Genomic DNA, 23460 nt, shown 5'->3' on the forward strand with positions numbered 1-23460 from the left:
CGCCTGCGCCACCGGCACCGCCCGCGCCGCCGGCCCCTCCCGCACCGCCGCCGTCGCCCCCGGCGCCGCCCGCCGTGCAGCTGCCGTCGAGCAATGCCGACTACCTGCAGAACCCGAAGGCGGTCTACCCCGCCATGAGCAAGCGCCTCGGCGAGCAGGGCAAAGTGATCGTGCGCGTGCTCGTCGGCGCCGACGGCCTGCCCAAGAGCGCCGAGGTCAAGAAATCCAGCGGCTTCGACCGCCTCGACGAGGCCGCCGTCGAATACATCATGAAATGCCGGTTCGTGCCCGGCAAGGTCAACGGCGTGGTGCAGGCCATGTCTTACGACGCCCCCGTCAACTACGTCCTGAACTAATTTTTCTCTGGAGCAACTTCGTATGGATTCCCAATTTGGCTTGATGAACGTCTGGAATCAGGGCGACTTCGTCACCAAGGCTGTCGCGGTTCTGTTGATCGGCATGTCCCTCGCATCGTGGATCGTGATCATCGTGAAGGCGCTCGACGTCATCAAATACAAGCGCCTGGCCAAGCACTCGCAGGACTTCTGGCACAGCGAAGATTTCGCCACCGCCCTGAACAAGCTGGGCACCGACGACAGCAACCCCTTCCGCGCCCTGGCGCTCGAAGGCCGCGAAGCCGCCGCCCACCACCGCAACACCAAGGCGCACCTGCATGACGCGCTCGACGTGAGCGACTGGATCACGCGCGCCCTGCGCAACGGTATCGACGCCTTCACGGCGCGCCTGCAGACCGGCCTGGCCATCCTCGCTTCGGTGGGTTCGACGGCGCCGTTCATCGGCCTGTTCGGCACCGTCTGGGGCATCTACCACGCGCTGATGAGCATCGGCTCGGCCGGCCAGGCGACCATCGACAAGGTGGCCGGCCCGATCGGCGAAGCGCTGATCATGACGGCCCTGGGCCTGGCGGTCGCCATCCCCGCCGTGCTGGGCTACAACGCCCTGGTGCGCGGCAACAAGTTCGTGCTGACCAAGCTCAACAGCTTCGCCCACGACCTGCACGCCTACTTCGTGACCGGCGCCCGCGTGCAAAGCGGCAGCGGCGAAGCCGTCGTGGTTCCGCTCAAGAAGGGCTGAGCAGCATCATGGCTTTCGGAACGCAAGACGAACCCGATGAGGTGATGAACGAGATCAACATGACGCCGCTGGTCGACGTCATGCTGGTGCTCCTGATCATCTTCATCATCACCGTGCCGGTCATGAAGCACGCGGTCAACATCGACCTGCCCCGCGCCAGTAGCGAGCCCGAGCAGCCCAAGCCGCAGAACATCCTGTTCAGCGTCACGGCCGACGGCGCCTACTACTGGAACGAACAGAAGATCGACGACAGCGAGCTGCCGAACCGCCTGGCCGCCGAAGCCGCCAAGGAACCGCAGCCCGAACTGCACATCCGCGGCGACAAGGCCGTGCGCTACGAGCGCGTGGCCAAGGCCATGGCCGAGGCGCGCGAAGCCGGCGTGCGCAAGATCGGCTTCATCACCGAACCCGACACGAAGTGATCTGAACGGGTGAATGACGGATCGAAAAAAAGTTGATCGCGACGATTGACTTTATATTGAGAATCATTATCATTCACTCATCGCTTCCATAAAAGGGAACTCCAGATGCCAGCCACCCCGAATGCCTTTTCTGTCCTGAACCACCCTTCGCTCGACCAATCGGGTGGCGGTCATGCATCGATCCAGGCAGCGCGTCCGGCGCCGATGGTCGAAAGCACGGAGCTTCTGAAGGGAAGCAAGACCGTGGGCATCATGCACAACGGCTCGCTCTACCGGCTTCAGGCCACCAAACTCGGCAAGCTGATCCTGACCAAGTAGGTCGTTCAGCCCGCCCCTCGCGCAAGTTTCATCGTGGGGCGACTCGAGGAGATTCATCTCCGAAGGGTCGTTTTTTGCTAGCCAACGGTTCGCCGACTAGCCAAGCTTTTTTTCACGCTGAAGCCCCGAAAAAGAAAACGCCGACCAAATGGTCGGCGTTTTGCTTTGGGCGAATGAAAAGGCTTACAGGCCGAGCGCGGCGATGCCGGCCTTGGCGATCTGCGCATCTTCGTTCGACTTCACGCCGCTCACGCCCACAGCGCCGATGACGTGGCCGTCCTTCACGATCGGCACGCCGCCTTCGAGCAGGCCTTCCACCAGGGGCGCCGTCAGGAACGCGGTGCGGCCGCCGTTGATGATGTCTTCATAGACCTTGCTCTCGCGACGGCCCATGGCGGCGGTGTGCGCCTTGGCGGGAGCGATGTGCGAGGACAGCGCGGCGGCACCGTCCAGGCGCTGCAGCCAGAGCAGGTTGCCGGCGTCGTCGGAGATGGCGATGGTCACGGCCCAGTTGTTCTTCAGGGCCTCGGCTTCCGCTGCAGCGGCGATGGCCTTGACGTCGGCGAGTTCGAGGAATGATTTGGTCTTCATGGATAGGCTCAGGTTGCGTCGAAACCCGACAGCATAACGGCGGGGCGCCGCAGCGTCCCACCGGGGCTTAAGAACAACGGGCATACGGTCTTTGCAAGGCCCCCTCTTGCAGCCCCCTAGAATGCGCCCAACTGCGTGTCATTGCATGCAGCAACCTCAGGAGCTTCGGCCATGAACGACCGTGTGACCACCCTCGACACTTCCACCGGCTACGGCCAGACACTGCCGCAGGCCGAACGCCAGCGCGTGCTGCGCAATACCTACTGGCTGCTGGCGCTGAGCCTGCTGCCCACCGTGCTGGGCGCCTGGATCGGCGTGAGCACCGGCATCACCCGCTCGCTCACCGGCGGACTCGGCCTGATCGTCTTCCTGGGCGGCGCCTTCGGCTTCATGTTCGCGATCGAGAAGACCAAGAACTCGGCCGCCGGCGTGCCGGTGCTGCTGGGCTTCACCTTCTTCATGGGTCTGATGCTGTCGCGCCTGTTGGCGATGGTGCTGGGCTTCAAGAACGGCCCCGAACTGATCATGACGGCCTTCGGCGGCACCGCCGGCGTGTTCTTTGTGATGGCCTCGCTGGCCACGGTCATCAAGCGCGACCTGTCGGGCATGGGCAAGTTCCTGTTCGTCGGTGCGCTGGTGCTAATGCTCGGCGCCGTCATCAACGTCTTCGTGGGCTCGAGCACCGGCATGCTGGTGATCTCGGTGGCAGCCATCGGCATCTTCTCGGCCTACATGCTCTATGACCTGAAGCAGATCATGGACGGAGGCGAAACCAACTACATCAGCGCCACGCTGGCCCTGTACCTGGACATGTTCAACGTGTTCCAGAGCCTGCTGGCCCTGCTGGGCATCTTCGGCGGCGAGCGCGACTGAGCGGCTTGCTCCGACCCCAAGAAAAAAGGCCCCGCGGGGCCTTTTTTCATTCCAGCTCGAAGACCGCGATCGACTCGACGTGCGCCGTGTGCGGGAACATGTTCACCACGCCCGCGAAGGTGCAGCGGTAGCCCGCCTGGTGCACCAGCAGGCCGGCGTCGCGCGCCAGCGTCGACGGGTTGCAGCTCACGTACACGATGCGCTTGGGCGGCGTCCAGCCACCGGTGCGCAGTTCAGGCTGCTGGTGCAGGTCGGCCATGGCCTTGGCCAGTGCGAAGGCACCTTCGCGCGGCGGATCGACCAGCCACTTGTCGGCACTGCCGTCGGCCACCAGCATCTCGGGCGTCATGTCGAACAGGTTGCGCGCCACGAACCGGGTGGCCGACAGCGCACGCCGCTCGGGCGTTGCAGGCTGGTTTCTCTGGAAGTTGTCGGTGGCGCGTGCCACCAGCGTGTCGCTGCCCTCGATGCCGAGCACCTCGCGCGCCTGGCTCGCCAGCGGCAGCGTGAAATTGCCCAGGCCGCAGAACCAGTCGATCACGCGCTCCTCGGGCTGCACGTCGAGCAGGCGCAGCGCCTTGCCGACCAGCGCGCGGTTGATGTGCGGATTGACCTGGGTGAAATCGGTGGGCTTGAACGGCATCGTCACACCGAACGCGGGCAGGCGATAGGCCAGCGGCGTGCCGCCCTCCTCCAGCAGCTTCACGGTGTCCGGGCCCTTGGCCTGCAGCCACCATTGAACGCCCTCGTTCTCGGCGGCGAACGCCTTGAGCCGCCCGATGTCGGCGCCCGACAGCGGCTCCAGGTGACGCAGCACCAGGGCGATGGTGCCCAGCGCGGTCGAATCCGGCGCGTCGCCGCAGGCCAGCTCGATCTGCGGACAGGTGTCGCGTGCGTCCATGGAACCGATCAGCGCGCGCAACGGCATCAGCATGGCGCTGACCTGCTTGGGCAGCACGGGGCAGACCTGCATGTCGGCCAGGTAGCGGCTCTTGCGCTCGTGGAAGCCGATCAGCACCGTGCCCTTCTTGACCACGTGGCGCACCGACAGGCGCGCGCGGTAGCGGTAATGCCAGGCCGGGCCTTCGAGCGGGCGCAGCACGTTCTCGGGCTTGACCTTGCCCAGGTGCCAGAGGTTGTCTTCCAGCGCACGCTGCTTCACCGCCACCTGGGCGGCGGCGTCGAGGTGCTGCATCTTGCAGCCGCCGCACGCGCCCGTGTGCAGGCCGAAGTGCGGGCAACCCGGTCGCACGCGCTGCGAGGACTCGCGGCGGATCTGCGTGACCGTGCCCTGCTCCCAGTTGTTCTTGCGGCGGTGAACGTTGAACTGCACCTCCTCGAAGGGCAATGCGCCTTCGATGAAGACGACCATGCCGTCGGACTTGTGGGAGACGCCTTGCGCGTCCAGGTCGAGCGACTCGACCTGGAGCCATTCATCGGCGGGGCTCGCGGGGACTTTCTTTTCTTCGATGGATTCCGTCATCCCCCGATTGTCTCAGCGTGGCCGGGGTGGTCCCGGCGCGACGGGTTACCTTCTTTTCTTCACACCGCTAGAACAGCGCGTCGCGGCCGACGCCGGAGCGCGCCAGCTGCTTGCGCATCTTGGCCAGGGCCTCGTTCTGGATCTGCCGCACGCGCTCGCGTGTCAGGCCCAGCCGCACGCTCAGCACCTCGAGCGTCTCGGGCTCCCGGTCGTGCAGGCCGTAGCGACCTTCGAGCACCTCGCGCTCCCGCGCGTTGAGGGCCTGCACCCACTGGTCGAGCAGGCGCTCCACCTCGTGCGTGTGTGTCACGCCGGCGGGGTTGCCCTGCTCGTCGTCAGAGGCCACGGTGTCGGCCAGCGTGAAGCCTTCTTCGCCGCGCGCGTCGCCCGCATCGAGCGAACGCGGCGCCTCGGCCAGCGCCAGCAGGTCGGCCACCGCCTGCACCTCGCGGCCGAGCAGCGCGGCCACGTCCTCGACGCGCACGCCGTCCGGCCGGCTCGCGAGGAACTCCGCGTCGCCCTCGAGCGTGCGGCGCGCCCTCAGAACCTGCTGCAGTTCGCGCACGACATGCACCGGCAGGCGGATCGCCCGCGATTGCGTGATGACGGCGCGCTCGACCGACTGGCGGATCCACCAGGTCGCATAAGTAGAGAAGCGAAACCCGCGTTCGGGCTCGAATTTCGTGATGGCATGCATCAGCCCGAGGTTGCCTTCCTCGATGAGGTCGGACAGCGGCATGCCGCGCCCCAGGTAGTTCTTGGCGATGTTGACCACGAGCCGCAGGTTGTGCTCGATCATCGATTGCCGCGCCGCGAAGTCGCCGGAGCGTGCGGCGCAGGCGGTGGTGTATTCCTCGGCGGGAGTGAAGAGCCCGGTGCGCCGGACCTGGCGCAGGTAGATGGTCAGGGCATCGGCGCCCTCGCCGCCCATGACCTCGGCGGCGGTGCCGTGGGGCGGCGCCGATGCTGCCGAGGGAATCGACGGATCCGCTGCGGGGTCGTCGGGAAGAGAGTCCGTGCTCAGCGGCTCGTCGCTGCTTTCCTGATGGCCATTGTGGCCACCGTTGCTTCGAGGTGAAGGGCTGCCCTGCCCCGCCAGTCCACGCACGGGCAGTGTGCGAAGAGGGCGGGAGGCAGCCATGGCATCACCGGTTGGGCAGGTAGCGCGACGGGTCGACGGGCTTGCCCTGGCGGCGGATCTCGAAATGCAGCTTCACGCGATCGGCGTCGCTGTTGCCCATTTCGGCGATCTTCTGGCCCTTCTGAACCGACTGGTCTTCCTTCACGAGCAGCGTCTGGTTGTGCGCATACGCCGTGAGGTAGGTGTTGTTGTGCTTCAGGATGATCAGGTTGCCGTAGCCGCGCAGGCCGGCACCGGCGTAGACCACACGGCCATCGGCTGCGGCCAGCACGGGGTCGCCGGCCTTGCCGCTGATGTCGTAGCCCTTGTTCTTGGCTTCGTCGAACCCGGCGATCAGCGAACCGCTCGCAGGCCAGATCCAGCCCAGGTCGTCGTCACCCGAACTGCTCGGGCCCGAAGGCGAGGCCGTGACAGGCGGCTTGGTGGTGCCGCTCGCGCCGCTGGCCGGCACGGCCGGCGTGACGGACGCCTGCGGGGCCACCGGCTTGGTGGTCGCCTCGGTGGCCGCAGCAGGCGCAGAGGTGGACGGTGCCGTGGCGACCGCCGTGCTCCCACCGGTCGGTGGAATCACGCGCAAGACCTGGCCGACTTCGATCAGGTCGGGGTTGTCGAGGTTGTTCCAGCGCACGATGTCCTGCCAGCGCTGGCCCGTTTCGCTGCCGATGCGGCGGATGGAGTCACCGGGGCGCACGGCGTAGTAGCCGGGCTTGCCGTAGTTCTCGATACCGGGGAGCGGTTTGCCGGACGCGTCGGTCGTGATGGGAGGACCGCCGGGCGTCGTTGCCCCGGGTGCGCGCGTCATGGTGCCCCGGTCTTCGACCGGTGCGGGACCGCGCGGTGCGGAGCAGCCCGCGATCACGAGCACAACAGCCAACGTGATGCCTGCGAACAAACTCCGATTGCCAAAACCCTGCATTTGTTATTCCTTCAAGCGATGCCCGATTTTAGGGGGACAAAGTGAACCGCCTCAAGAATGCGCCGCTCGAGCCCACGGGGGGTCTTGTCGATCACGACGAGGGCCTGTCCACCAGTGGCGGAATGGGTCGGCGCGACGATGCGCCCGCCCACCGCGAGCTGCGCGATCCAGGCCTCGGGCACGGCCTCGCCGCCTGCCGCGGCGATGATGCCCGCGTACGGCGCGCCCTTCGCATAGCCGATCATGCCGTCGCCCAACATCAGGTGGACGGTGGCCAGGCGGAAGTGCCGCAGATTGGTGCGCGCGCGCTCGTGCAGTCCGCGCAGGCGTTCGATGCTGTAGACCTCGGTGGCCACCTCGTTCAACACCGCGGCCTGGTAGCCGCAGCCGGTGCCGATCTCGAGCACGCGGCCCAGTCGCTCCTGCGGCTTGCCGGCCAGCGCCGGCGCGCCCAGCAGCAACTCGATCATGCGGGCCACCACATTGGGCTTGGAAATGGTCTGTCCCAGCCCGATCGGCAGACTGGTGTCTTCATACGCCTGGTTGACCAGCGCGCTGTCGACGAAACGGTGCCGCTCGACGGTCCCCATGGCGCGCAGCACGCGCGCATCGGTGATGCCCTGCGCCGCGAGCTTTTGCACCATGCGCGCCCGCACGGCATCGGACGCCATCGAGGGCGTGGACGGGACCATCGGCTTGACCGGCACAGCGGGCATGCGCCCGCGCGTGGCGGCCGAGGCGGTGGGGGTCAGTCGAACCGGGAAACTGGGCCGCGGAGGGGTCGCCATGTCGTCAATTGCCGAGACGGGCGACCGTCTCGCGCCATTGGCCCAGGTTGGCATGGTCGGTCAGGTCGATCTGCAAGGGCGTCAGCGCGATGTGGCCGGCCGCGGTCGCGTGGAAGTCGGTGCCCTCCCCGCTGTCCTTGGCGCTGCCTGCACCGGCGATCCAGTACATGGTTTCGCCGCGCGGGCTGTCCTGCGTGATCACCTTTTCGGCCGCGTGGCGGCGCCCGAGCCGGCACACCTTGACCGGTTTCAGTTCGTCGAACGGGCGGTTCGGCACGTTCACGTTGAGCAGGAAGGCGGGGCCACCGAGCATCTTCTCGCGCTCGATCTGCTGCACCAGCCGTCGCGCCACCTGGGCCGCCGCATCCACGTGTGCCCAGCCTTTTTCAATCTGCGAGAAGGCGATGGCCGGGATGCCGAACAGGTAGGCCTCCATCGCCGCGCCCACGGTGCCTGAATAGATGGTGTCGTCGCCCATGTTGGCGCCGTTATTGATGCCCGAGACCACGAGGTCGGGGCGGTAGTCGAGCAGGCCCTTGAGCGCGATGTGCACGCAATCGGCCGGCGTGCCCGTCACATAGCGGAAACCGTTGTGCGCCTTGTGCACGTACAGCGGCGCGGCCAGCGTGAGTGCATTCGACTTGGCGCTGTTGTTGTGCTCGGGTGCCACCACCTCGACGTCGGCGATGTCCTTGAGTGCGTCGTGCAACGCGACGATGCCCGGCGCCTGAAAGCCATCGTCATTGGAAATAAGTATCTTCATGGTGCTTCTGGGTGCAGCGGATTGTAGGTGCGGGGTGCGTCGCAGCAGGGACAACGCCGCACCACAGCGCCGCCTATCATCGCCCCGAATTCATTGCCCACACGACTCATTCGAAGGAGACCCCGAGCATGCACGCATGGCTTTGCGAAAACCCCACCGGCGTCGACGCGCTGACCTGGAAAGAACTGCCCACCCCCACGCCGGGCCCGGGCCAGGTGCTGATCGAGATCAAGGCGGCCAGCCTGAATTTCCCCGACCTGCTGATCGTGCAGAACAAATACCAGATGAAGCCGCCGCTGCCCTTCGTTCCCGGATCGGAATATGCGGGCGTGATCCAGGCGGTGGGCGAAGGCGTGACGCACCTCAAGGTCGGGCAGAACGTGGCGTGCCTCTCGGGCACGGGCGGCTTCGGCACCCACACGTTGGCACCCGCCGCGCTGTGCATGCCGCTGCCCGAAGGTTTCGGCCATGTCGACGCGGCCGCTTTCATCATGATCTACGCCACCTCGTGGCACGCACTGATGGACCGCGCGCAGCTCAAGGCCGGCGAAACCGTGCTGGTGCTCGGCGCGGCCGGCGGCGTGGGCACCGCGGCCATCCAGATCGCCAAGGCGGCGGGCGCCAAGGTGATCGCCGCGGCATCGACCGACGAAAAGTGCGAACTGTGCCGCTCGATCGGCGCCGACGCGACGATCAATTACACGACGCACGCACTGCCCAATGGTTTCCGCGACGCCATCAAAGCCGCGACCGACGGCAAAGGCCCGGATGTGATTTACGACCCCGTGGGTGGCGATTTCGCAGAACCGGCATTCCGCTCGATTGGCTGGCGCGGTCGCTATTTGGTGGTCGGTTTTGCATCGGGCCCGATCCCGTCGCTGCCATTGAATCTGACGCTGCTCAAAGGCGCGTCGCTCGTGGGTGTGTTCTGGGGCGATTTCGCGAAGCGCGAACCCAAGGCCAATGCACAGATGATGGCCGAATTGGCCCAGTGGTACGGCCAGGGAAAAATCAAGCCGGTGATCGACAGCACGATGCCGATGGCCGAATTGAAGGCCGCCTATGCGCACATGGGATCGCGCGGCGTCAAGGGAAAACTGGTGATGGTGAACTGACCGGACGAGCGCGCATCACCCTGTGCGCTTCCCAATAAAAAAGCCCGCCGAAGCGGGCTTTTTTATTGGGCGAATGTCCAACTGATTCTGCAGGCAATCACTTGATCTCGTAATCGGAGAGCGACTTGCCGGCTGCCAGGGCTTCCGTGACCCAGCGCGGCTTGCGGCCACGGCCACCGGACCAGGTTTCGCCCGTCGGGCCGCGGTATTTGGCGGCGGCCTTGGCGGCTGCAGGACCTGCGCTGCGCTTGGTTGCGGCGGCACGACCACCACCCAGCTTCAGATCGGAAGCGGTCAAACCGTATTCCGCAATCTTCCTGCGCACTTCTTCGATCACGCCGGCCCGTTCCTGGTTACGCAGGTCTTCGGCCTGCTTGCGCAATTGCGCAATCTGCTCGTCGTGCTTCTGGATCTGGGAATTGATATCGGCGAGTGACGAAGCCATTGTTGGACTCCTGTTGTGAATTGAAAACGGCTGAATTCTAATTCAAACCACTTTTGCCACAAGCGCCTTTTCAGCAGAAAAATGCAGGCGCATTGGTGGAATGCAACAACCCGCAACACACACGCACCATTTTGGGTACTTTCAAAATCGGGGGTAGCTGGGAAAGAATGCGGCGTACAACCTGGCGCTTGAAGCGACGGCGAAGCCAGAAATGACAACGCCGGGCAAGCCCGGCGTTGGAATCCCTTGGGTGCTATTGAGAAATAGCGCTGGGACTGAATTTTTTGGGGTGGCTGATGGGACTCGAACCCACGACGACCAGAATCACAATCTGGGACTCTACCAACTGAGCTACAGCCACCGTAGAGCCTCTGATTGTAGCGTTAAAAATCGCGGCTTTCGCTTCCGCGATCATCAAAGACGCCGAAATGCCACACCGACATGCAACCCAGCGCCTTCGGAGGCCGTCCGCGATGGCCTGCCGCCACACATGCGCCCTGCCCCATGGGCATAACTTCGCAGTCGCCCATTCGATGTGCCTGGACGACGCTGAGCCGCGAATGGCTCCGCTATCATGAATGCGAGCGGCCCGACCGGGCCCGGCTTTCGCCACTTCACTTCATCAAAGGAACTTCTTCATGAGCATCGTCTGGACTATCCTGATCGGGTTCGTCGTGGGTCTCGTGGCGCGGGCCGTCAAGCCGGGCAACGATTCCGCCGGCTTCATCGTGACCACGCTGATCGGCATTGCAGGTTCGCTGGGCGTGACCTACCTCGGCCAGGCAATGGGCTGGTACACCGCCGGCCAGGGCGCCGGCTTCATCGCCTCCGTGCTGGGCGCGATCGTGCTCCTGATTCTCTACGGCCTCATCAAGCGCAAGAGCTGATGCCCCTGACGCCGTGCCGCGCAACGCGGCCGGCGGTTCTTCCGGCTGCCTGGGCCCCACACTTCTTCAGCCAGCCTCGCGAGGCCTTCCCGCCGATGCCCCGCAAACCACGCGCCCGTCACCACGTCTATGTGGTCGAACTCGACGACCGCGTCTGGAACAACGGCCGCTTCCGGCGCGCCAACCCCGACTACCAGCTCGGCAAGCCCTTCGTCTATGTCGGCATGACCGGCCTGGACCCCGACATCCGCTTCGACAAGCACAAGGCCGGCATCCAGGCCAACCGCTTCGTGCAGGAGTTCGGCCTGCGACTGTTGCCCGCGCTCTATGAACGCTACAACCCGATGCCGTACGACGATGCGCGGCTGATGGAGGTTGACCTGGGCATCGCCCTGCGCCGCGCCGGCTACGGCGTCTGGCAGGCCTGACGCGGTTCAGGAGTAGGTGACCCAGTCCTCGTACGCCGGGCCGTCGAGGTGCGGCAAGGTGTTGTAGGTCACGAGCATGTGCCGCTTCGGCGTGAAAGCGAACTCGGTCACCGAGCTGTTGCGGATGCGCAGGTTGAGTTCGATGGTCGTCTCGGCGCTCGTACCCAGCACGTGGCCGACCGCGGTGCTGATCGGCCCGCCACTCGACACCACCAGCACCTTCGCGCCGTGGTGCCGCTCGCGCACATGGTCGAGCGCCGTGGTCACGCCGGCCAGGAAGTCGACGTAGCTCGGCATGCCGACCGGCGCCGTGCGTCCCTGCATCCACGCGCCGAGCCCATCGCGCAGCAGACGGAAATGATGGCGGTACATCTCGGGCGAATCGGGCTTCTCGAGCTTGCCCTGGTGCACCGTGGCAATGACGGCTTCGCTGTCGTACTCGTTGAGCCCCGGCCATGGCAGCACGTCGTCGCGCGACAGCCCGAGCCCCTGCGCGATGCCCTCCCAGGTCTGCTTGTGGCGCTTCAGCGTGCCGGTGATGACGGCATCGAAACGCATGCCGCGCTCGCGCCAGTATTCACCCAGGCGCACGGACTGCCGGTGTCCGAGTTCGCTCAGGTTGTCATAGTCGGCAGCACCGAAACTGGCCTGCCCGTGGCGCACGAGGTAAAGGGTTCCCATGCGCCGGATTCTGGCAAGAAGCGCGACACGCGCTTGTCCCTCGTGCGACCAAAAAAAAGCCCGGGTCGTCGAACCCGGGCTTGTGGCGAGCAGCAGTTGCCCGTCTGTCTCAGCGCGCCGCGGCAGCGGTCGGCAGCGTGTCGGCCGGCTTCGGCACGAGGATCTCCACCTTGAAGCGTTGCTTCAGCAGCTCGTAGTAGGCAGCGGCTTCGGCGGCGGTCACCGACTGGGCGATCTGCATGCTTTCCTGCTGCGCCTGTTCGGCCGTCGGCGGCGTGCGCGGCACGACCTTGGTCACGCGGACCACGGCATAGCCTTGCGTGCCGAGATCCACGCCGAGCAGCGCGGGCAGCTTGGCGCCGTCGGCACGCAGTGCGGCGTCGATCACCGGTGCGGGCTGCGACTGCGCATCGATGCGCGACACCGTGACCGGCGCGCCGAAGGTGGCGCCGTCGGCCTTCACCTTCCAGGCAGCGAGCTTGGCTTCGCCCTCGGTCTTGGCCAGTGCTGCGGCGCGCTCGGTGATGAGCTGTGCGCGGATCTTGTCCTTCACCTCGGCCAGCGGAATCGGATGCGCGGCCGTGTACTGCGTCACGCGGCCCGATGCGAGCTGGTTCGGACCGACCTCGATGGCTTCGGTGTTCTGCTTGCGGTCGAGCGAGTCGGAGGCATACAGCGCCTGCAGGAAGTTGCGGCTGGCGAGCGGGCCGGTGGCGCCCGGTGCGGGCGTGCGCGGCACGTTGGTGGCGGTCTGGATCGTGAGCTTCAGCTTCTCGGCGGCCGGCTTCAGGCTCTCGGGTTGCTGATAGACGGTGTCCGTGAAAATTTCCGCAGCCTTCGCGAATTCCTGCGTGGCTTGTTGGGCGCGCACTTCGTTCTCGATGGTCGCGCGCACCTTCTCGAAAGGCGGCACCACGGCCGGCTTGATGTCGGTCAGCTGGATGATGTGATAGCCGAACTCGGTCTCGACGAGGTCGCTGATGTCGCCCTTCTTGAGCGCGAACATCGCGTCTTCGAAAGGCTTGACCATCGCGCCGCGCGTGACGAAATCGAGGTCGCCGCCCTTCTCGGCCGAGCCGGGATCCTGCGAGTTCTTGCGCGCCACGTCGGCGAAGGTGTTCGGCGCCTTCTTCACGTCGGCCAGCAACTGCTCGGCCTTGGCCTTCGCCTTGGCGCGGTCGCCGCTGGACATGCTGGTCGGCGCCGTGATCAGGATGTGGCTTGCACGGCGTTCTTCCTTGGTGCCGAAGCGCGCGGTGTTCTGCTCGTAGTAGGTCTTGAGGTCGGCTTCGTTCGCGACGATGTTCCTCTTCGCGGCTTCGAGGTCGAGCACGAGGTACTCGATGCTGGCCTGCTCCGGCGCCTGGAACTGCGACGTGTGGTCCTTGTAGTAGGTCTCGATGTCGGCATCGCTCACCGTGACCTTCGACGCGAAGCTCTCGGGTGCGAAGCGCGCGACCTGGATTTCACGGCGGTCGTAGAAGGCATTCACCGTGGCCGCGGTCAACGCCGCCGGTGCGAAGCTCGTGCCCGTCACGCCCAGCAGCACCTGCTGCGAGGCCATGTCGGCGCGCACCGAGGCTTCGTACTGCTCGGGCGTGCGGCCGGTGGCGCGCAGGAAGGCTTCGCGGTCGAACTTGCCGTCGGCCGTGCGGAACGCGGCAAGGCCGGCGTCCTGCGCGAACATGCGCGCGAGGCGGTCTTCGGACACCGACATGTTGGTCTTGACCGCCGCGGCCGCCAGCACGCGATCGCGCACCATGCGCTCCAGCGTAGCGTAGCGCAGCGCGTCGGAGTCGAGCAGCGTCGGATCGACGTTGGGCGACTGCTGGCGGATGCGGTCGGTCTCGACGCGGTGCTGCTGGTCCCACTCGGGCTTGGTGATGTCATGGCCCTGGATGCGGGCCACCTTCTCGTCGCCGCCCATGCCCTGGTAGCGCTCGACACCAAAGAAGACGAACGAGGGAATGATCAGCAAGAACAAGAAAATCATCACGACTTTGTTGTACTTGCGGAAGGTATCAAACATGCTTGAACACTCTTTTTCGACGGGCGCCGGACGGCAATAAAAAAGGCGAACCGGTGTTCGCCTTTGCATCGGGTGGTGGTGGGTGCTGAGGGGCTCGAACCCCCGACCTACGCCTTGTAAGGGCGCCGCTCTACCAACTGAGCTAAGCACCCCACCTGGAATACTCTCCGAGTCTACAGCCTCAGTTCAGCGCGTCTTTGAGCGCCTTGCCGGGACGGAACTTCGGGATCTTGGCTGCCTTGATTTTAATCGCGTCGCCGGTGCGGGGATTCCGGCCGGTGCGGGCTGCGCGTTTGCCGACTGCGAAAGTGCCGAAACCGACGAGCGACACGGAACCGCCCTTCTTGAGCGTGGTACGAATGGCGCCAATGGTGGATTCGAGCGCACGGGTCGCTGCGGCTTTGGAAATATCGGCGTTCTTTGCGATGTGCTCAATCAGTTCGGTCTTGTTCACAAGGGCCCCTTGTCGAAAAAAAGTTGGTCGGCTTTCGTCAGCTGCGACCTGGCCGCGACGGGAGCGACTCAAGAACATGGCAGGCCTGACGCCTCGGCAGCGCACTGCCAGCGAGGATTACAACCACTGGTCTGCGGGGTGTCAATAAGACACAACGCACTGCAGCCCAGCGGAGCGCGCGATTTTAGGGGCGTTTCGCGACGTACTTTTCAAAGGGCCTCGGCAATTGCCTTTCCGAGGTCGGCCGTGCCCGCCCGACCGCCGATGTCCGGCGTGCGCGGTGCGCCGCTTTGGGGCGCGAGCACCTTCTCGATGGTCGCCAGGATCGCGTCGTGCGCGTCCTTGTGGCCGAGAAACTCCAGCATCATCGCGCCGCACCAGATCTGGCCGATCGGGTTGGCGATGCCCTGCCCGGCGATGTCCGGCGCCGAACCGTGCACCGGCTCGAACAGCGAAGGCGTGGTGCGCTCGGGGTTGAGGTTGGCGCTGGGCGCGATGCCGATGGTGCCGGTGCAGGCCGGGCCGAGGTCGGACAGGATGTCGCCGAACAGGTTGCTCGCCACCACAACGTCGAAGAAGTCGGGCCGCTGCACGAAGTGCGCCGTGAGGATGTCGATGTGGAACTTGTCCAGCGTGATGCCCGGGTAGCCCTTGGCCATTTCCACCACGCGCTCGTCCCAGTACGGCATGGTGATCGAGATGCCGTTCGACTTGGTGGCGCTGGTCAGGTGCTTCTTCGGCCGCGATTGCGCGAGCTCGAAGGCGAACTTCAGCACGCGGTCGACGCCCACGCGCGACATCACGGTTTCCTGCACCACGATCTCGCGCGGCGTGCCCTGGTACATGCGCCCGCCGATGCTCGAGTACTCGCCCTCGGTGTTCTCGCGCACGATGTACATGTCGATCTCGCCGGGCGCGCGCGGCGTGCCGTCGCGGCGCACCACGGGCGCGACGATGCCGGGCATCAGGCGCGCGGGACGCAGGTTGATGTACTGGTCGAACTCGCGGCGGAACATGAGCAGCGAGCCCCACAGCGACACGTGGTCGGGAATCTTCTCGGGCCAGCCGACCGCGCCGAAGAAGATGGCGTCGTGGCCGCCGATCTGGTCCTTCCAGTTGTCGGGCAGCATCTGGCCGTGCTTCTCGTAATAGTCCCAGCTCGAGAAGTCGAAGTGGTCGAACTTCAGGTCGATGCCGAATTTGCGCGCCGCCGCATCGAGCACGCGCAGCCCCTCGGGCATGACTTCCTTGCCGATGCCGTCGCCGGCGATGACTGCGATTCTGTGGGTGCTCATGAAGTGGCTCCTGGGTGTTCGGGGGAAACGAAAAAATTCAGCGCCTCGGCCAGCAAGGCGTCGGGCGCTTCTTCGGGGATGTAGTGGCCGCAGGGCAGCGCGCGGCCCGACACGTCGTCGGCACGCTCGCGCCACAGCGAGAGCACATCGAACGCGCGCCCCACCGCCCCGTGCTCGCCCCACAGCACGCGCAGCGGCTGGGCGAGGCGGCGGCCGGCGGCGATGTCGGCGCGATCGTGCACGAGGTCGATGGTGGCGGAGGCGCGGTAGTCCTCGCAGATGGATTCGGCGGTGCCCGGGATGGCGATGCAGCGTTCGTACTCGGCCAGCACCTCGGGCGCGAACGGCGCGAGCCCCGCGTGCCGCCCGCCCATCACGCTGCGCACGTAGCGCACCGGGTCGGAGGCGATCAGCGCCTCGGGCAACGGCGGCGGCTGGATCAGGAAGAACCAGTGCCAATAAGCTTTGGCAAAAGCTTCGGAGGTGCCTTCGTACATGGCCAGCGTCGGCGCGATATCGAGCAGCAGCATGCGCTCGACCGCGCCGGGATGGTCGGCCGCGAGCCGGTGCGCCACACGCGCGCCGCGGTCGTGCGCGAGCACGGCGAAGCGCTCGAAGCCATGGTGGCGCATGGCGGCCAGCGCGTCGTGCGCCATCTCCCGCTTGCTGTAGACCGCGTGTTCGGCGTCGGCCGCCGGACGGCCCGAGTCGCCGTAGCCGCGCAGGTCCACGGCGATCACCGTGAAGCGCTCGGCCAGCGCGGGCGCCACGCGGTGCCAGATCGCATGCGTCTGCGGATGGCCGTGCAACAGCAGCAAGGGTGCGCCCTGCCCGCCGATGCGACCGTGGATGCGCACGCCATCGCGAGCGATGTCGAAGCGGGGGAAGTCGAGGAAGGAAGCCGTCACGCCGCGATTGTGCGTTGCACCCCGGCGGCCATCAAGCAACAATCAGCCAATTCATACTTTCTACTTTGGCATGAATCCCCACGCGATGGAACGCGGCGATCTCGAACTGGTTCTGGCCATCCGCGACCAGGGCAGCCTGGCCGGCGCGGCCGCCACGCTCGACGTGGTGCCCTCGGTCATCACCAAGCGGCTCGGCGCGCTGGAGGCCCGGCTCGGACAGCGGCTGTTCGACCGCACGACGCGGCGGCTCAGCGCCACGGCCGAGGGCGAGGCCGTGTGCCTGCATGCGCGCACGCTGCTCGAAGGCTTCGCGGCGCTCGAAAGCGAACTCGGCGAGCGGCAGAACGCGCTGATCGGCACGGTCCGCCTCGCCGCCACCTTCGGCTTCGGCCGGCGCTGGCTCGGCCCGGCACTCGCCGACTTCCAGGCGCAGCACCCCGGCCTGCAGGTCGAGCTGCTGCTGACCGAGCAACTGCCCGACCTCGGCGCCGAAGGCTACGACGGTGCGGTCTGGCTGTGGGCGGTGCAGCAGCACCGCGCCGCCGACTGGACCACGCGCCGCATCGCGCGCAACCAGCGCGTGCTGGCCGCCTCGCCCGACTACCTGGCCCGCCGCGGCACGCCGGCCACGGTGGAAGCGCTGGCCACGCACGACTGCCTGATCGCGCGCGAGAACGGCGACGCCGCGCAGTCGCGCCAGTTCGCACTCTGGACGCTGCGCCACGCGCGCGACGGCAGCACGGCGCGCGTGCGGGTACAGGGTCCGCTCACGAGCAATTCAGGAGAAATGGTGCGCGACTGGTGCCTAGCCGGCCACGGCGTCATGCTGCGCAGCCTCTGGGACATCGCGCCGCAGCTGGCGAGCGGCGAACTCGTGCGCGTGCTGCCGTCGTACGGCATGCCCGACGCCGACATCCACTGGGTCGCGCCGTGGCGGCCGAAGACGCCGCGCCGCGTGCGCCTGCTGGTCGATCACCTCGTCGAGCAGTTCCGTTCGGAGCCCTGGAAGCCGGCCAAGCCGGGCGGGCGCTGAAAAAAAGAAAGCGCCGTCAGCGCTCCGCGCGCACCACGAGGCTCACGCCGACGGCCGTCAGCCCGATACCCAGTACCGTGGTCCAGGTGATCGGTTCGGCGAACAGCAGCCAGGCCATCAGCGCCGTGCACGGCGGCACGAGGTACAGCAGGCTGGTGACGGCGGTGGCCGTGCCGCGCTGGATCAACATATAGAGCAGCGAGCTGCCGCCCAGCGACAGCGCCAGCACCGACCACGCCATGGCGCCGATCGAATGCGTGTTCCATTCGATGGCCTGCGCCTCGAGCGCGGCGAAAGGCAGGGTCACGAGCAGCGCGGCGGCCATCTGCACCGCGCTGGCGCTGCGCACGTCGCAAGGCGCCACGAAGCGCTTCTGGTACAGCGTGCCCGCCGTGATCGACAGCAGCGCCATCACGGCCAGCCCCATCGTCAGGGCGTTGACCTCGGTGCCCTGCCCCAGCTTGCGCGACACCACCAAGACCAGCCCCGCGAAGCCCAGGGCCAGCCCAGTCCACTGCCGTCCCGAAATGCGCCCACCGTTGAAAGAAAGCCAGACCGCCGTGAGCACCGGCTGGATGCCGACCAGCAGCGCCACCAGCCCCGCACCCATGCCCGCATGCACCGCCGCCCAGACGCCACCGAGGTAGCCGGCCTGCATCAGTACGCCCGTGACCGCCAGGTGCCCCCATTGCGCGCGCTTCGCCGGCCACGCCACCCGCGCGAGCATGACCCACACGCCGAAGCAGGCGAGCGACAGCGCATAGCGCACGGCGAGGAACTTGAGGGGTGGCGCATAGGGCATGCCATAGCGCGCAACGATGAAACCCGTGCTCCAGATCAGCACGAAGACCGCCGGCATCGCCCGCAGCCAGCCTGCGTTGCGGACCGAGACGGCCGCGGTCATTTGGAGTGGGCCCGGATCTCGGGAATGGCCTTTTGCAGGTAATAGACCATCGACCAGACAGTGAGCACCGCCGAGATCCAGATCAGCCACTGGCCCCAGAGGCCGGTGTCGATCACCTTGAAAAGATGCCCGTCATAGAGCAGGAAGGGAATCGCGACCATCTGCACGGTCGTCTTGACCTTGCCGATCATGTGGACCGCCACGCTCTTGCCGGCACCGATGCGCGCCATCCATTCGCGCAGCGCCGAGATGGCGATCTCGCGGCCGATGATGATGAGCGCCACGAACACGTCGGCACGCTGCAGGTGCACCAGCACCAGCAGCGCGGCGCAGACGAGAAACTTGTCGGCCACCGGATCGAGGAAGGCGCCGAAGGAAGAGGTCTGGTTGAGCTTGCGCGCCAGGTAGCCGTCGAGCCAGTCGGTGGCGGCGAACACGATGAACATGACCGTGGCGATCAGGTTGCGCGTCGGTTCGCTGATCGGCAGGTAGAAAACGCCGACGATCAACGGAATCGCGACGATGCGCGTCCAGGTCATGATGGTCGGTAGGGTCCAGAACATGCGGGCGATTGTGTCATGCACGCGTGAAGCGCCGGAAGGACGGGGGCAATCCCGGCTTCAACGCAGCGCGCGATAGATTTCCTCGGCCAGTTCGGTGGCGATGCCCTCGACCGAGGCGAGGTCTTCCACGCTCGCCGCCGCCACGCCGCGGATGCCACCGAAACGCTGCAGCAGACGCGCCCGGCGCTTCGGGCCGATGCCCGGGATGTCTTCGAGCTGGCTGCCGCCCACACGCACCTTGGCGCGCTTGGCCCGCATGCCGGTGATGGCGAAGCGGTGCGCCTCGTCGCGGATCTGGGCCACCAGCATCAGGGCCGCCGAATCCTTGCCGAGGTAGACCTTCTCGCGGCCGTCGGCGAACACCAGTTCTTCGAGCCCGACCTTGCGGCCCTCGCCCTTCTCGACGCCGACGATCAGCGACAGCGGCAGGCCCAGTTCGCTGAACACCTCGCGCGCCATCGACACCTGGCCCTTGCCGCCATCGACCAGCACCAGGTCGGGCATGCGCGCGGCCGGCGTCCTGGGCGGCGGCGCCTCGACGCCCTCGGTCCCTTCGCTTTCCGCGTCGCCCGGGGCCAGGGCCTCGGTCTCTGCCGCCATCGCCTCGGCCAGCTTGCCGTAGCGGCGGTGCAGCACCTGGCGCATGGCGGCGTAGTCGTCGCCGGGCGTGATGCCGTCGATGTTGTAGCGGCGGTACTCGCGGTTCTGCATCGTGTGGTGCGCGAACACCACGCACGAGGCCTGCGTGGCCTCGCCCGCCGTGTGCGAGATGTCGAAGCATTCGACGCGGAAGTTGTCCAGGTCGTCCGACGCCAGCTCGAGCGCGTCGGCCAGCGCACGGGTGCGCGCCTGCTGCGAGCCCTCTTCGGCCAGCAGCCGGGCCAGCTGCAGGCCCGCATTCGTCTCGGCCATCTCGAGCCAGTGACGGCGCTGTTCGTGCGGCTGGAACACGGCCGTCACGCGCGCGCCGGCCTGCTGAGAAATGGCCTCGATGAGCGCCCGGCTCACCTGCCGGCCCAGCACCAGCGTGGCGGGCACCGGCACGTCGATGTAGTGCTGGGCGATGAAGGCTTCGAGCACCTGCACCTCGATCGGGTCGGCGACCACCGGGTCGGCGCCCTCTTCGGCGTCGAGCTCGCCGTGGTGGATCTGTGCCGCGTCGTCCACGTGCACCGGAAAGTACGCGCGGTCGCCCAGGTGGCGCCCGCCGCGCACCATCGCGAGGTTGACGCAGGCCTTGCCGCCCTGCACCTTGACCGCGAGGATGTCGACGTCCTTGTCGGACACCACCTCGATCGACTGCTGGTGCAGCACGCGCGAGATCGCCGACATCTGGTTGCGCAGCTCGGCCGCCTGCTCGAACTCGAGCTTCTCGGCGTGCGCCGTCATGCGCTGTTCGAGTGTGGAGAGCACGCCCTGCGTGTCGCCGAGCAGGAAGGCCTCGGCGCTGGCCACGTCCTGCGCGTAGGCCTCGGGCGAAATGAGGCCCACGCAGGGGCCGCTGCAGCGCTTGATCTGGTACAGCAGGCAGGGCCGCGTGCGGTTGGCGTAGACCGTGTCCTCGCAGGTGCGCAGGCGGAACACCTTCTGCAGCAGCTGGATCGATTCCTTCACCGCCCAGGCGCTCGGGTACGGCCCGAAGTAGCGGTGCTTCTTGTCGACCGCGCCGCGGTAGTAGGCCAGCCGCGGAAACCCGTGCGAGGCGATCTTCAGGTAGGGGTAGCTCTTGTCGTCGCGAAACAGGATGTTGTAGCGCGGCTTGAGCGTCTTGATCAGGTTGTTCTCGAGCAGCAGCGCCTCGGCCTCGGAGCGCACCACGGTGGTCTCCATGCGCACGATCTTCGAGATCATGTGGCCGATGCGGGTGCCCCCGTGGCTCTTCTGGAAGTAGTTGGCGACCCGCTTCTTCAGGTTGCGCGCCTTGCCCACATACAGCACGGCGCCGGCCGCGTCGAAATAGCGGTAGACACCCGGCAACTGCGGCAGGGCCGCGACTTCGCTGAGCAATTGATCGGAATGCACGTCGGACATGGCGGCTATTGTGGCGCGCGGCGCGGGCCCTTGCGGCGTCGCCGGCACGAACGCGACACGCACGGGAATGAAATGTGCTCATCATGGACGCGGGCGCGAGGAGCGCCCGTTGTCCTTCGAATAACACCACTCGGGAAGCACTCTCCATGAACAAGAATTCCACGCGCGCGTGGCGGGCCCTGACGCCCCTCGCGCTCTCCCTGGCCGTGGCCGGCTGCGGTGGCAACAGCAACAACAACGCGCAGAACAACGCCGCACTGGTCGCGGCCATCGCCGCGATCAACGCGGCCAACCAGCCCACGCCCACGGCCCCGCCCGCCGCCGACAACGGCTGCCAGATCCCGAGCAGCGGCACCTCCGTGGTCGTCGGCTCGGGCGACCCGGGCGATCCGGCCGCGCCGGAGCCGGCGTCGGGCTACGTGCCCGGCCACAAGCTGGTGTACGCCAAGAACTACATGGTGGTCGCGAACCACCCGCTGGCCACGCGCGCCGGCTGCGACGTGCTGAAAGCCGGCGGCAGCGCGGTCGATGCGGCGGTGGCGGTGCAGGCCGTGCTCGGCCTGGTCGAGCCGCAATCAAGTGGGCTGGGCGGCGGCGCCTTCATGCTCCATTACGACGCGGCGACGAAGAAGGTGCAGGCCTACGACGGCCGCGAGACGGCGCCCGCAGCGGCCACCGAGAACTACCTGCGCTGGATCGACGACACGAACGACCAGACCGCACCCAAGCCCGGCGGCGCCCGAGCCAGCGGCCGCTCCATCGGCACGCCCGGCGCCGTGCGCATGCTCGACATCGCTTATCAAGACCACGGCAAGCTGCCCTGGAAAGACCTGTTCGGCTATGGCATCACGCTGGCGTCCGACGGCTTCCTGATCGGCGGCCGCATGGCGACCGCCATCGCAGGTTCCACATCGAGCCTGAAGCGCGACGCCGACGCCACGGCCTATTTCTTCAACGCCGACGGCACGCCCAAGGCGCTGGGCACGAGGCTCACGAACCCGGCCTACGCCAAGACGTTGAACGCCATCGCCACACAGGGCGCCAACGCCTTCTACACGGGCGACATCGCCAAGGGCATCGTCGACAAGATCGGCGTCACCACGGCGGCCAGCGACGGCTCGGCCATCACGCCCGGCAAGACCACGCTGGCCGACCTGGCCAACTACAAGGCCAAGCGCCGCGACCCGGTCTGCAGCACCTACCGCGAGTACTACATCTGCAGCATGTCGCCGCCGTCCTCGGGCGGCATCGCGGTGGTGGCGACGCTCGGCATCCTCGAGAACTTCACGCTGAGTGACCACAAGCCGACCGCCATCGACCTCGAAGGCGGCAAGCCGAGCGTGATGGGCGTGCACCTGGTGAGCGAAGCCGAGCGGCTGGCGTATGCCGACCGCGACAAGTACGTCGCCGACACCGACTTCGTGCCGCTGCCCGGCGGCAGCCCCGCCATGCTGATCGACAAGTCCTACCTGCAGGGCCGCGCCAGCCTCATCAGCCTGACGAAGAGCATGAATCTCGCCAAGGCTGGCGACCGGGGCGATGTGCCGCTGGGCATCGACAAGACCGAAGAGCATGGCACCACGCACTTCACCGTCGTCGACAAGCAAGGCAACGTGGTCGTGATGACCACGACGGTGGAAGGCAGCATGGGCTCGTTCCACATGACGCAGGGCTTCCTGCTGAACAACCAGCTGACCGACTTCGCACTCAACCCGATCGACACCTCGGTGACCCCGAACGTGAAGTTCGCCAACCGCGTCGCCCCCGGCAAGCGCCCGCGCAGCACGATGGCGCCGACGCTGGTGTTCAAGAAGAACGCCGACGGCAGCATGGGCGAATTCGTGATGGGCACCGGCTCGCCAGGCGGCGGCACGATCATCCAGTACGTGGTGAAGACGCTGGTTGGCGCGCTCGACTGGGGACTCGATGCGCAACAAGCCACGTCACTGGTCGACTTCGGTGCCACCAACACCCCACCACCGACGCCCCCCGGCGCCACCTACAGCCTCACCAACGTGGGCGGCGAGCACCCGGCCATCGACGCCTCCAACTCGGGCAACAACGATCCGCTGATTGCCGGCCTGCGCGCGCTCGGCCACACGGTGAACCTCGGGGCGCAGTCCAGCGGCGTGAGCACCATCATCCGCACGAACGTCGGCGGCAAGCCCGCGCTGACCGGCGGCGCCGACCCACGCCGCGAAGGCATCGTGCTGGGCGACACCTTCACGCCCTGAACGGCCAAGGGCCGGCGCAGCCTTCACCGCGCCGGCCCTTTGGCCTGATCACTTATCTATCTA

General features: G+C 66.7%; 25 protein-coding genes and 2 tRNA genes. 10 read left to right on the plus strand and 17 right to left on the minus strand.

Annotation, left to right across the window (positions count from 1 at the left end; all coding sequences use genetic code 11):
• The 4 genes from AC3WQR_RS05400 to hemP all read left to right on the plus strand — a co-directional run.
• Window positions 1-356 (plus strand): energy transducer TonB (locus AC3WQR_RS05400; protein ID WP_492741360.1); only part of this gene is annotated, 356 nt, incomplete at its 5' end.
• Window positions 357-378: 22 nt separating this feature from the next.
• Window positions 379-1095: a MotA/TolQ/ExbB proton channel family protein gene (locus AC3WQR_RS05405; protein WP_062479023.1), complete on the plus strand. Its 717-nt coding sequence runs from the start codon at window positions 379-381 to the stop codon at window positions 1093-1095.
• Window positions 1096-1103: 8 nt separating this feature from the next.
• Window positions 1104-1517 carry an ExbD/TolR family protein gene (locus AC3WQR_RS05410; RefSeq protein ID WP_062479026.1) on the plus strand — a complete coding sequence of 138 codons (414 nt, stop codon included), beginning with the start codon at window positions 1104-1106 and terminating at the stop codon, window positions 1515-1517.
• Between the two features lie 105 nt (window positions 1518-1622).
• Complete coding sequence (hemP, locus tag AC3WQR_RS05415; protein WP_062479029.1) at window positions 1623-1835, plus strand: hemin uptake protein HemP; 213 nt, start codon at window positions 1623-1625, stop codon at window positions 1833-1835.
• A 183-nt stretch (window positions 1836-2018) separates the two neighbouring features.
• On the opposite strand, the gene AC3WQR_RS05420 is transcribed toward hemP, so the two are convergent.
• Window positions 2019-2426 carry a GlcG/HbpS family heme-binding protein gene (locus tag AC3WQR_RS05420; RefSeq protein WP_056583078.1) on the minus strand — a complete coding sequence of 136 codons (408 nt, stop codon included), beginning with the start codon at window positions 2424-2426 and terminating at the stop codon, window positions 2019-2021.
• 171 nt (window positions 2427-2597) lie between these two features.
• On the opposite strand from AC3WQR_RS05420, the gene AC3WQR_RS05425 reads away from it, so the two are divergent.
• Complete coding sequence (locus tag AC3WQR_RS05425; protein ID WP_062479032.1) at window positions 2598-3299, plus strand: Bax inhibitor-1/YccA family protein; 702 nt, start codon at window positions 2598-2600, stop codon at window positions 3297-3299.
• 46 nt (window positions 3300-3345) lie between these two features.
• Here the strand turns inward: AC3WQR_RS05425 and rlmD are convergent, their stop codons facing one another.
• The 5 genes from rlmD to surE all read right to left on the minus strand — a co-directional run bounded on the left by rlmD (window position 3346) and on the right by surE (window position 8390).
• The gene (gene rlmD, locus AC3WQR_RS05430) at window positions 3346-4782 is read right to left on the minus strand and encodes a 23S rRNA (uracil(1939)-C(5))-methyltransferase RlmD (RefSeq protein WP_159277556.1); all 1437 of its coding nucleotides are present in this window, start codon (window positions 4780-4782) and stop codon (window positions 3346-3348) included.
• A gap of 67 nt (window positions 4783-4849) precedes the next feature.
• Window positions 4850-5923: a sigma-70 family RNA polymerase sigma factor gene (locus AC3WQR_RS05435; protein WP_492741361.1), complete on the minus strand. Its 1074-nt coding sequence runs from the start codon at window positions 5921-5923 to the stop codon at window positions 4850-4852.
• A gap of 4 nt (window positions 5924-5927) precedes the next feature.
• Complete coding sequence (locus AC3WQR_RS05440) at window positions 5928-6839, minus strand: peptidoglycan DD-metalloendopeptidase family protein (protein ID WP_062479036.1); 912 nt, start codon at window positions 6837-6839, stop codon at window positions 5928-5930.
• Window positions 6840-6850: 11 nt separating this feature from the next.
• Complete coding sequence (locus AC3WQR_RS05445) at window positions 6851-7627, minus strand: protein-L-isoaspartate(D-aspartate) O-methyltransferase (RefSeq protein ID WP_095950964.1); 777 nt, start codon at window positions 7625-7627, stop codon at window positions 6851-6853.
• A gap of 4 nt (window positions 7628-7631) precedes the next feature.
• Entirely contained in the window at window positions 7632-8390 is a 759-nt protein-coding gene (surE, locus tag AC3WQR_RS05450) for a 5'/3'-nucleotidase SurE (protein WP_062479041.1), read from the minus strand.
• Between the two features lie 128 nt (window positions 8391-8518).
• Between surE and AC3WQR_RS05455 the strand changes: the two genes are divergently transcribed.
• Entirely contained in the window at window positions 8519-9505 is a 987-nt protein-coding gene (locus AC3WQR_RS05455) for an NADPH:quinone oxidoreductase family protein (RefSeq protein WP_095744683.1), read from the plus strand.
• 97 nt (window positions 9506-9602) lie between these two features.
• Here AC3WQR_RS05455 and AC3WQR_RS05460 read toward each other — a convergent pair whose 3' ends face one another.
• Window positions 9603-9950: an H-NS histone family protein gene (locus AC3WQR_RS05460; RefSeq protein WP_056583066.1), complete on the minus strand. Its 348-nt coding sequence runs from the start codon at window positions 9948-9950 to the stop codon at window positions 9603-9605.
• A 285-nt stretch (window positions 9951-10235) separates the two neighbouring features.
• Window positions 10236-10311: transfer RNA gene (locus tag AC3WQR_RS05465), tRNA-His, on the minus strand.
• Between the two features lie 277 nt (window positions 10312-10588).
• Here AC3WQR_RS05465 and AC3WQR_RS05470 point away from each other — a divergent pair.
• Together AC3WQR_RS05470 and AC3WQR_RS05475 are read left to right on the plus strand one after the other, a co-directional pair.
• Window positions 10589-10837, plus strand: a complete 249-nt coding sequence (locus AC3WQR_RS05470) for a GlsB/YeaQ/YmgE family stress response membrane protein (RefSeq protein WP_062479046.1) — start codon at window positions 10589-10591, stop codon at window positions 10835-10837.
• Window positions 10838-10932: 95 nt separating this feature from the next.
• Window positions 10933-11265 carry a hypothetical protein gene (locus tag AC3WQR_RS05475; RefSeq protein ID WP_095744681.1) on the plus strand — a complete coding sequence of 111 codons (333 nt, stop codon included), beginning with the start codon at window positions 10933-10935 and terminating at the stop codon, window positions 11263-11265.
• 6 nt (window positions 11266-11271) lie between these two features.
• Here AC3WQR_RS05475 and AC3WQR_RS05480 read toward each other — a convergent pair whose 3' ends face one another.
• The 6 genes from AC3WQR_RS05480 to AC3WQR_RS05505 all read right to left on the minus strand — a co-directional run bounded on the left by AC3WQR_RS05480 (window position 11272) and on the right by AC3WQR_RS05505 (window position 16632).
• Window positions 11272-11946 carry a histidine phosphatase family protein gene (locus tag AC3WQR_RS05480; protein WP_095744680.1) on the minus strand — a complete coding sequence of 225 codons (675 nt, stop codon included), beginning with the start codon at window positions 11944-11946 and terminating at the stop codon, window positions 11272-11274.
• A gap of 109 nt (window positions 11947-12055) precedes the next feature.
• The gene (locus AC3WQR_RS05485) at window positions 12056-13975 is read right to left on the minus strand and encodes a SurA N-terminal domain-containing protein (RefSeq protein WP_492741362.1); all 1920 of its coding nucleotides are present in this window, start codon (window positions 13973-13975) and stop codon (window positions 12056-12058) included.
• A gap of 76 nt (window positions 13976-14051) precedes the next feature.
• Window positions 14052-14127, minus strand: a tRNA-Val gene (locus AC3WQR_RS05490).
• A 29-nt stretch (window positions 14128-14156) separates the two neighbouring features.
• On the minus strand, window positions 14157-14429 hold the full coding sequence (locus AC3WQR_RS05495; RefSeq protein ID WP_007830705.1) for an HU family DNA-binding protein: 273 nt from the start codon (window positions 14427-14429) through the stop codon (window positions 14157-14159).
• A 209-nt stretch (window positions 14430-14638) separates the two neighbouring features.
• Window positions 14639-15724 carry a tartrate dehydrogenase gene (locus AC3WQR_RS05500; protein WP_062479058.1) on the minus strand — a complete coding sequence of 362 codons (1086 nt, stop codon included), beginning with the start codon at window positions 15722-15724 and terminating at the stop codon, window positions 14639-14641.
• Window positions 15721-16632, minus strand: coding sequence for an alpha/beta fold hydrolase (locus AC3WQR_RS05505; protein ID WP_492741363.1), 912 nt, complete (start codon window positions 16630-16632; stop codon window positions 15721-15723). Before AC3WQR_RS05505 ends, AC3WQR_RS05500 begins: the two co-directional genes overlap by 4 nt.
• Before the next feature lie 85 nt (window positions 16633-16717).
• Here AC3WQR_RS05505 and AC3WQR_RS05510 point away from each other — a divergent pair, with 85 nt between their 5' ends.
• Entirely contained in the window at window positions 16718-17665 is a 948-nt protein-coding gene (locus AC3WQR_RS05510) for a LysR family transcriptional regulator (protein WP_492741364.1), read from the plus strand.
• 16 nt (window positions 17666-17681) lie between these two features.
• Here the strand turns inward: AC3WQR_RS05510 and AC3WQR_RS05515 are convergent, their stop codons facing one another.
• From AC3WQR_RS05515 to uvrC, 3 genes are read right to left on the minus strand one after another with little or no spacing between them, the layout of a single operon-like run.
• A complete protein-coding gene (locus AC3WQR_RS05515) occupies window positions 17682-18569 on the minus strand; it encodes a DMT family transporter (protein ID WP_062479066.1) in 888 nt (295 codons plus the stop codon).
• Window positions 18566-19132 carry a CDP-diacylglycerol--glycerol-3-phosphate 3-phosphatidyltransferase gene (gene pgsA, locus AC3WQR_RS05520; RefSeq protein ID WP_062479069.1) on the minus strand — a complete coding sequence of 189 codons (567 nt, stop codon included), beginning with the start codon at window positions 19130-19132 and terminating at the stop codon, window positions 18566-18568. Before pgsA ends, AC3WQR_RS05515 begins: the two co-directional genes overlap by 4 nt.
• Before the next feature lie 57 nt (window positions 19133-19189).
• Window positions 19190-21163, minus strand: a complete 1974-nt coding sequence (gene uvrC, locus AC3WQR_RS05525; RefSeq protein ID WP_492741365.1) for an excinuclease ABC subunit UvrC — start codon at window positions 21161-21163, stop codon at window positions 19190-19192.
• A gap of 146 nt (window positions 21164-21309) precedes the next feature.
• On the opposite strand from uvrC, the gene ggt reads away from it, so the two are divergent.
• Window positions 21310-23397: a gamma-glutamyltransferase gene (gene ggt / locus AC3WQR_RS05530; protein WP_492741366.1), complete on the plus strand. Its 2088-nt coding sequence runs from the start codon at window positions 21310-21312 to the stop codon at window positions 23395-23397.
• The last annotated feature ends 63 nt before the right edge of the window (window positions 23398-23460 follow it).

The sequence above is a fragment of the Variovorax sp. FW305-3-2-15-B-LB1 genome, from assembly GCF_058787635.1.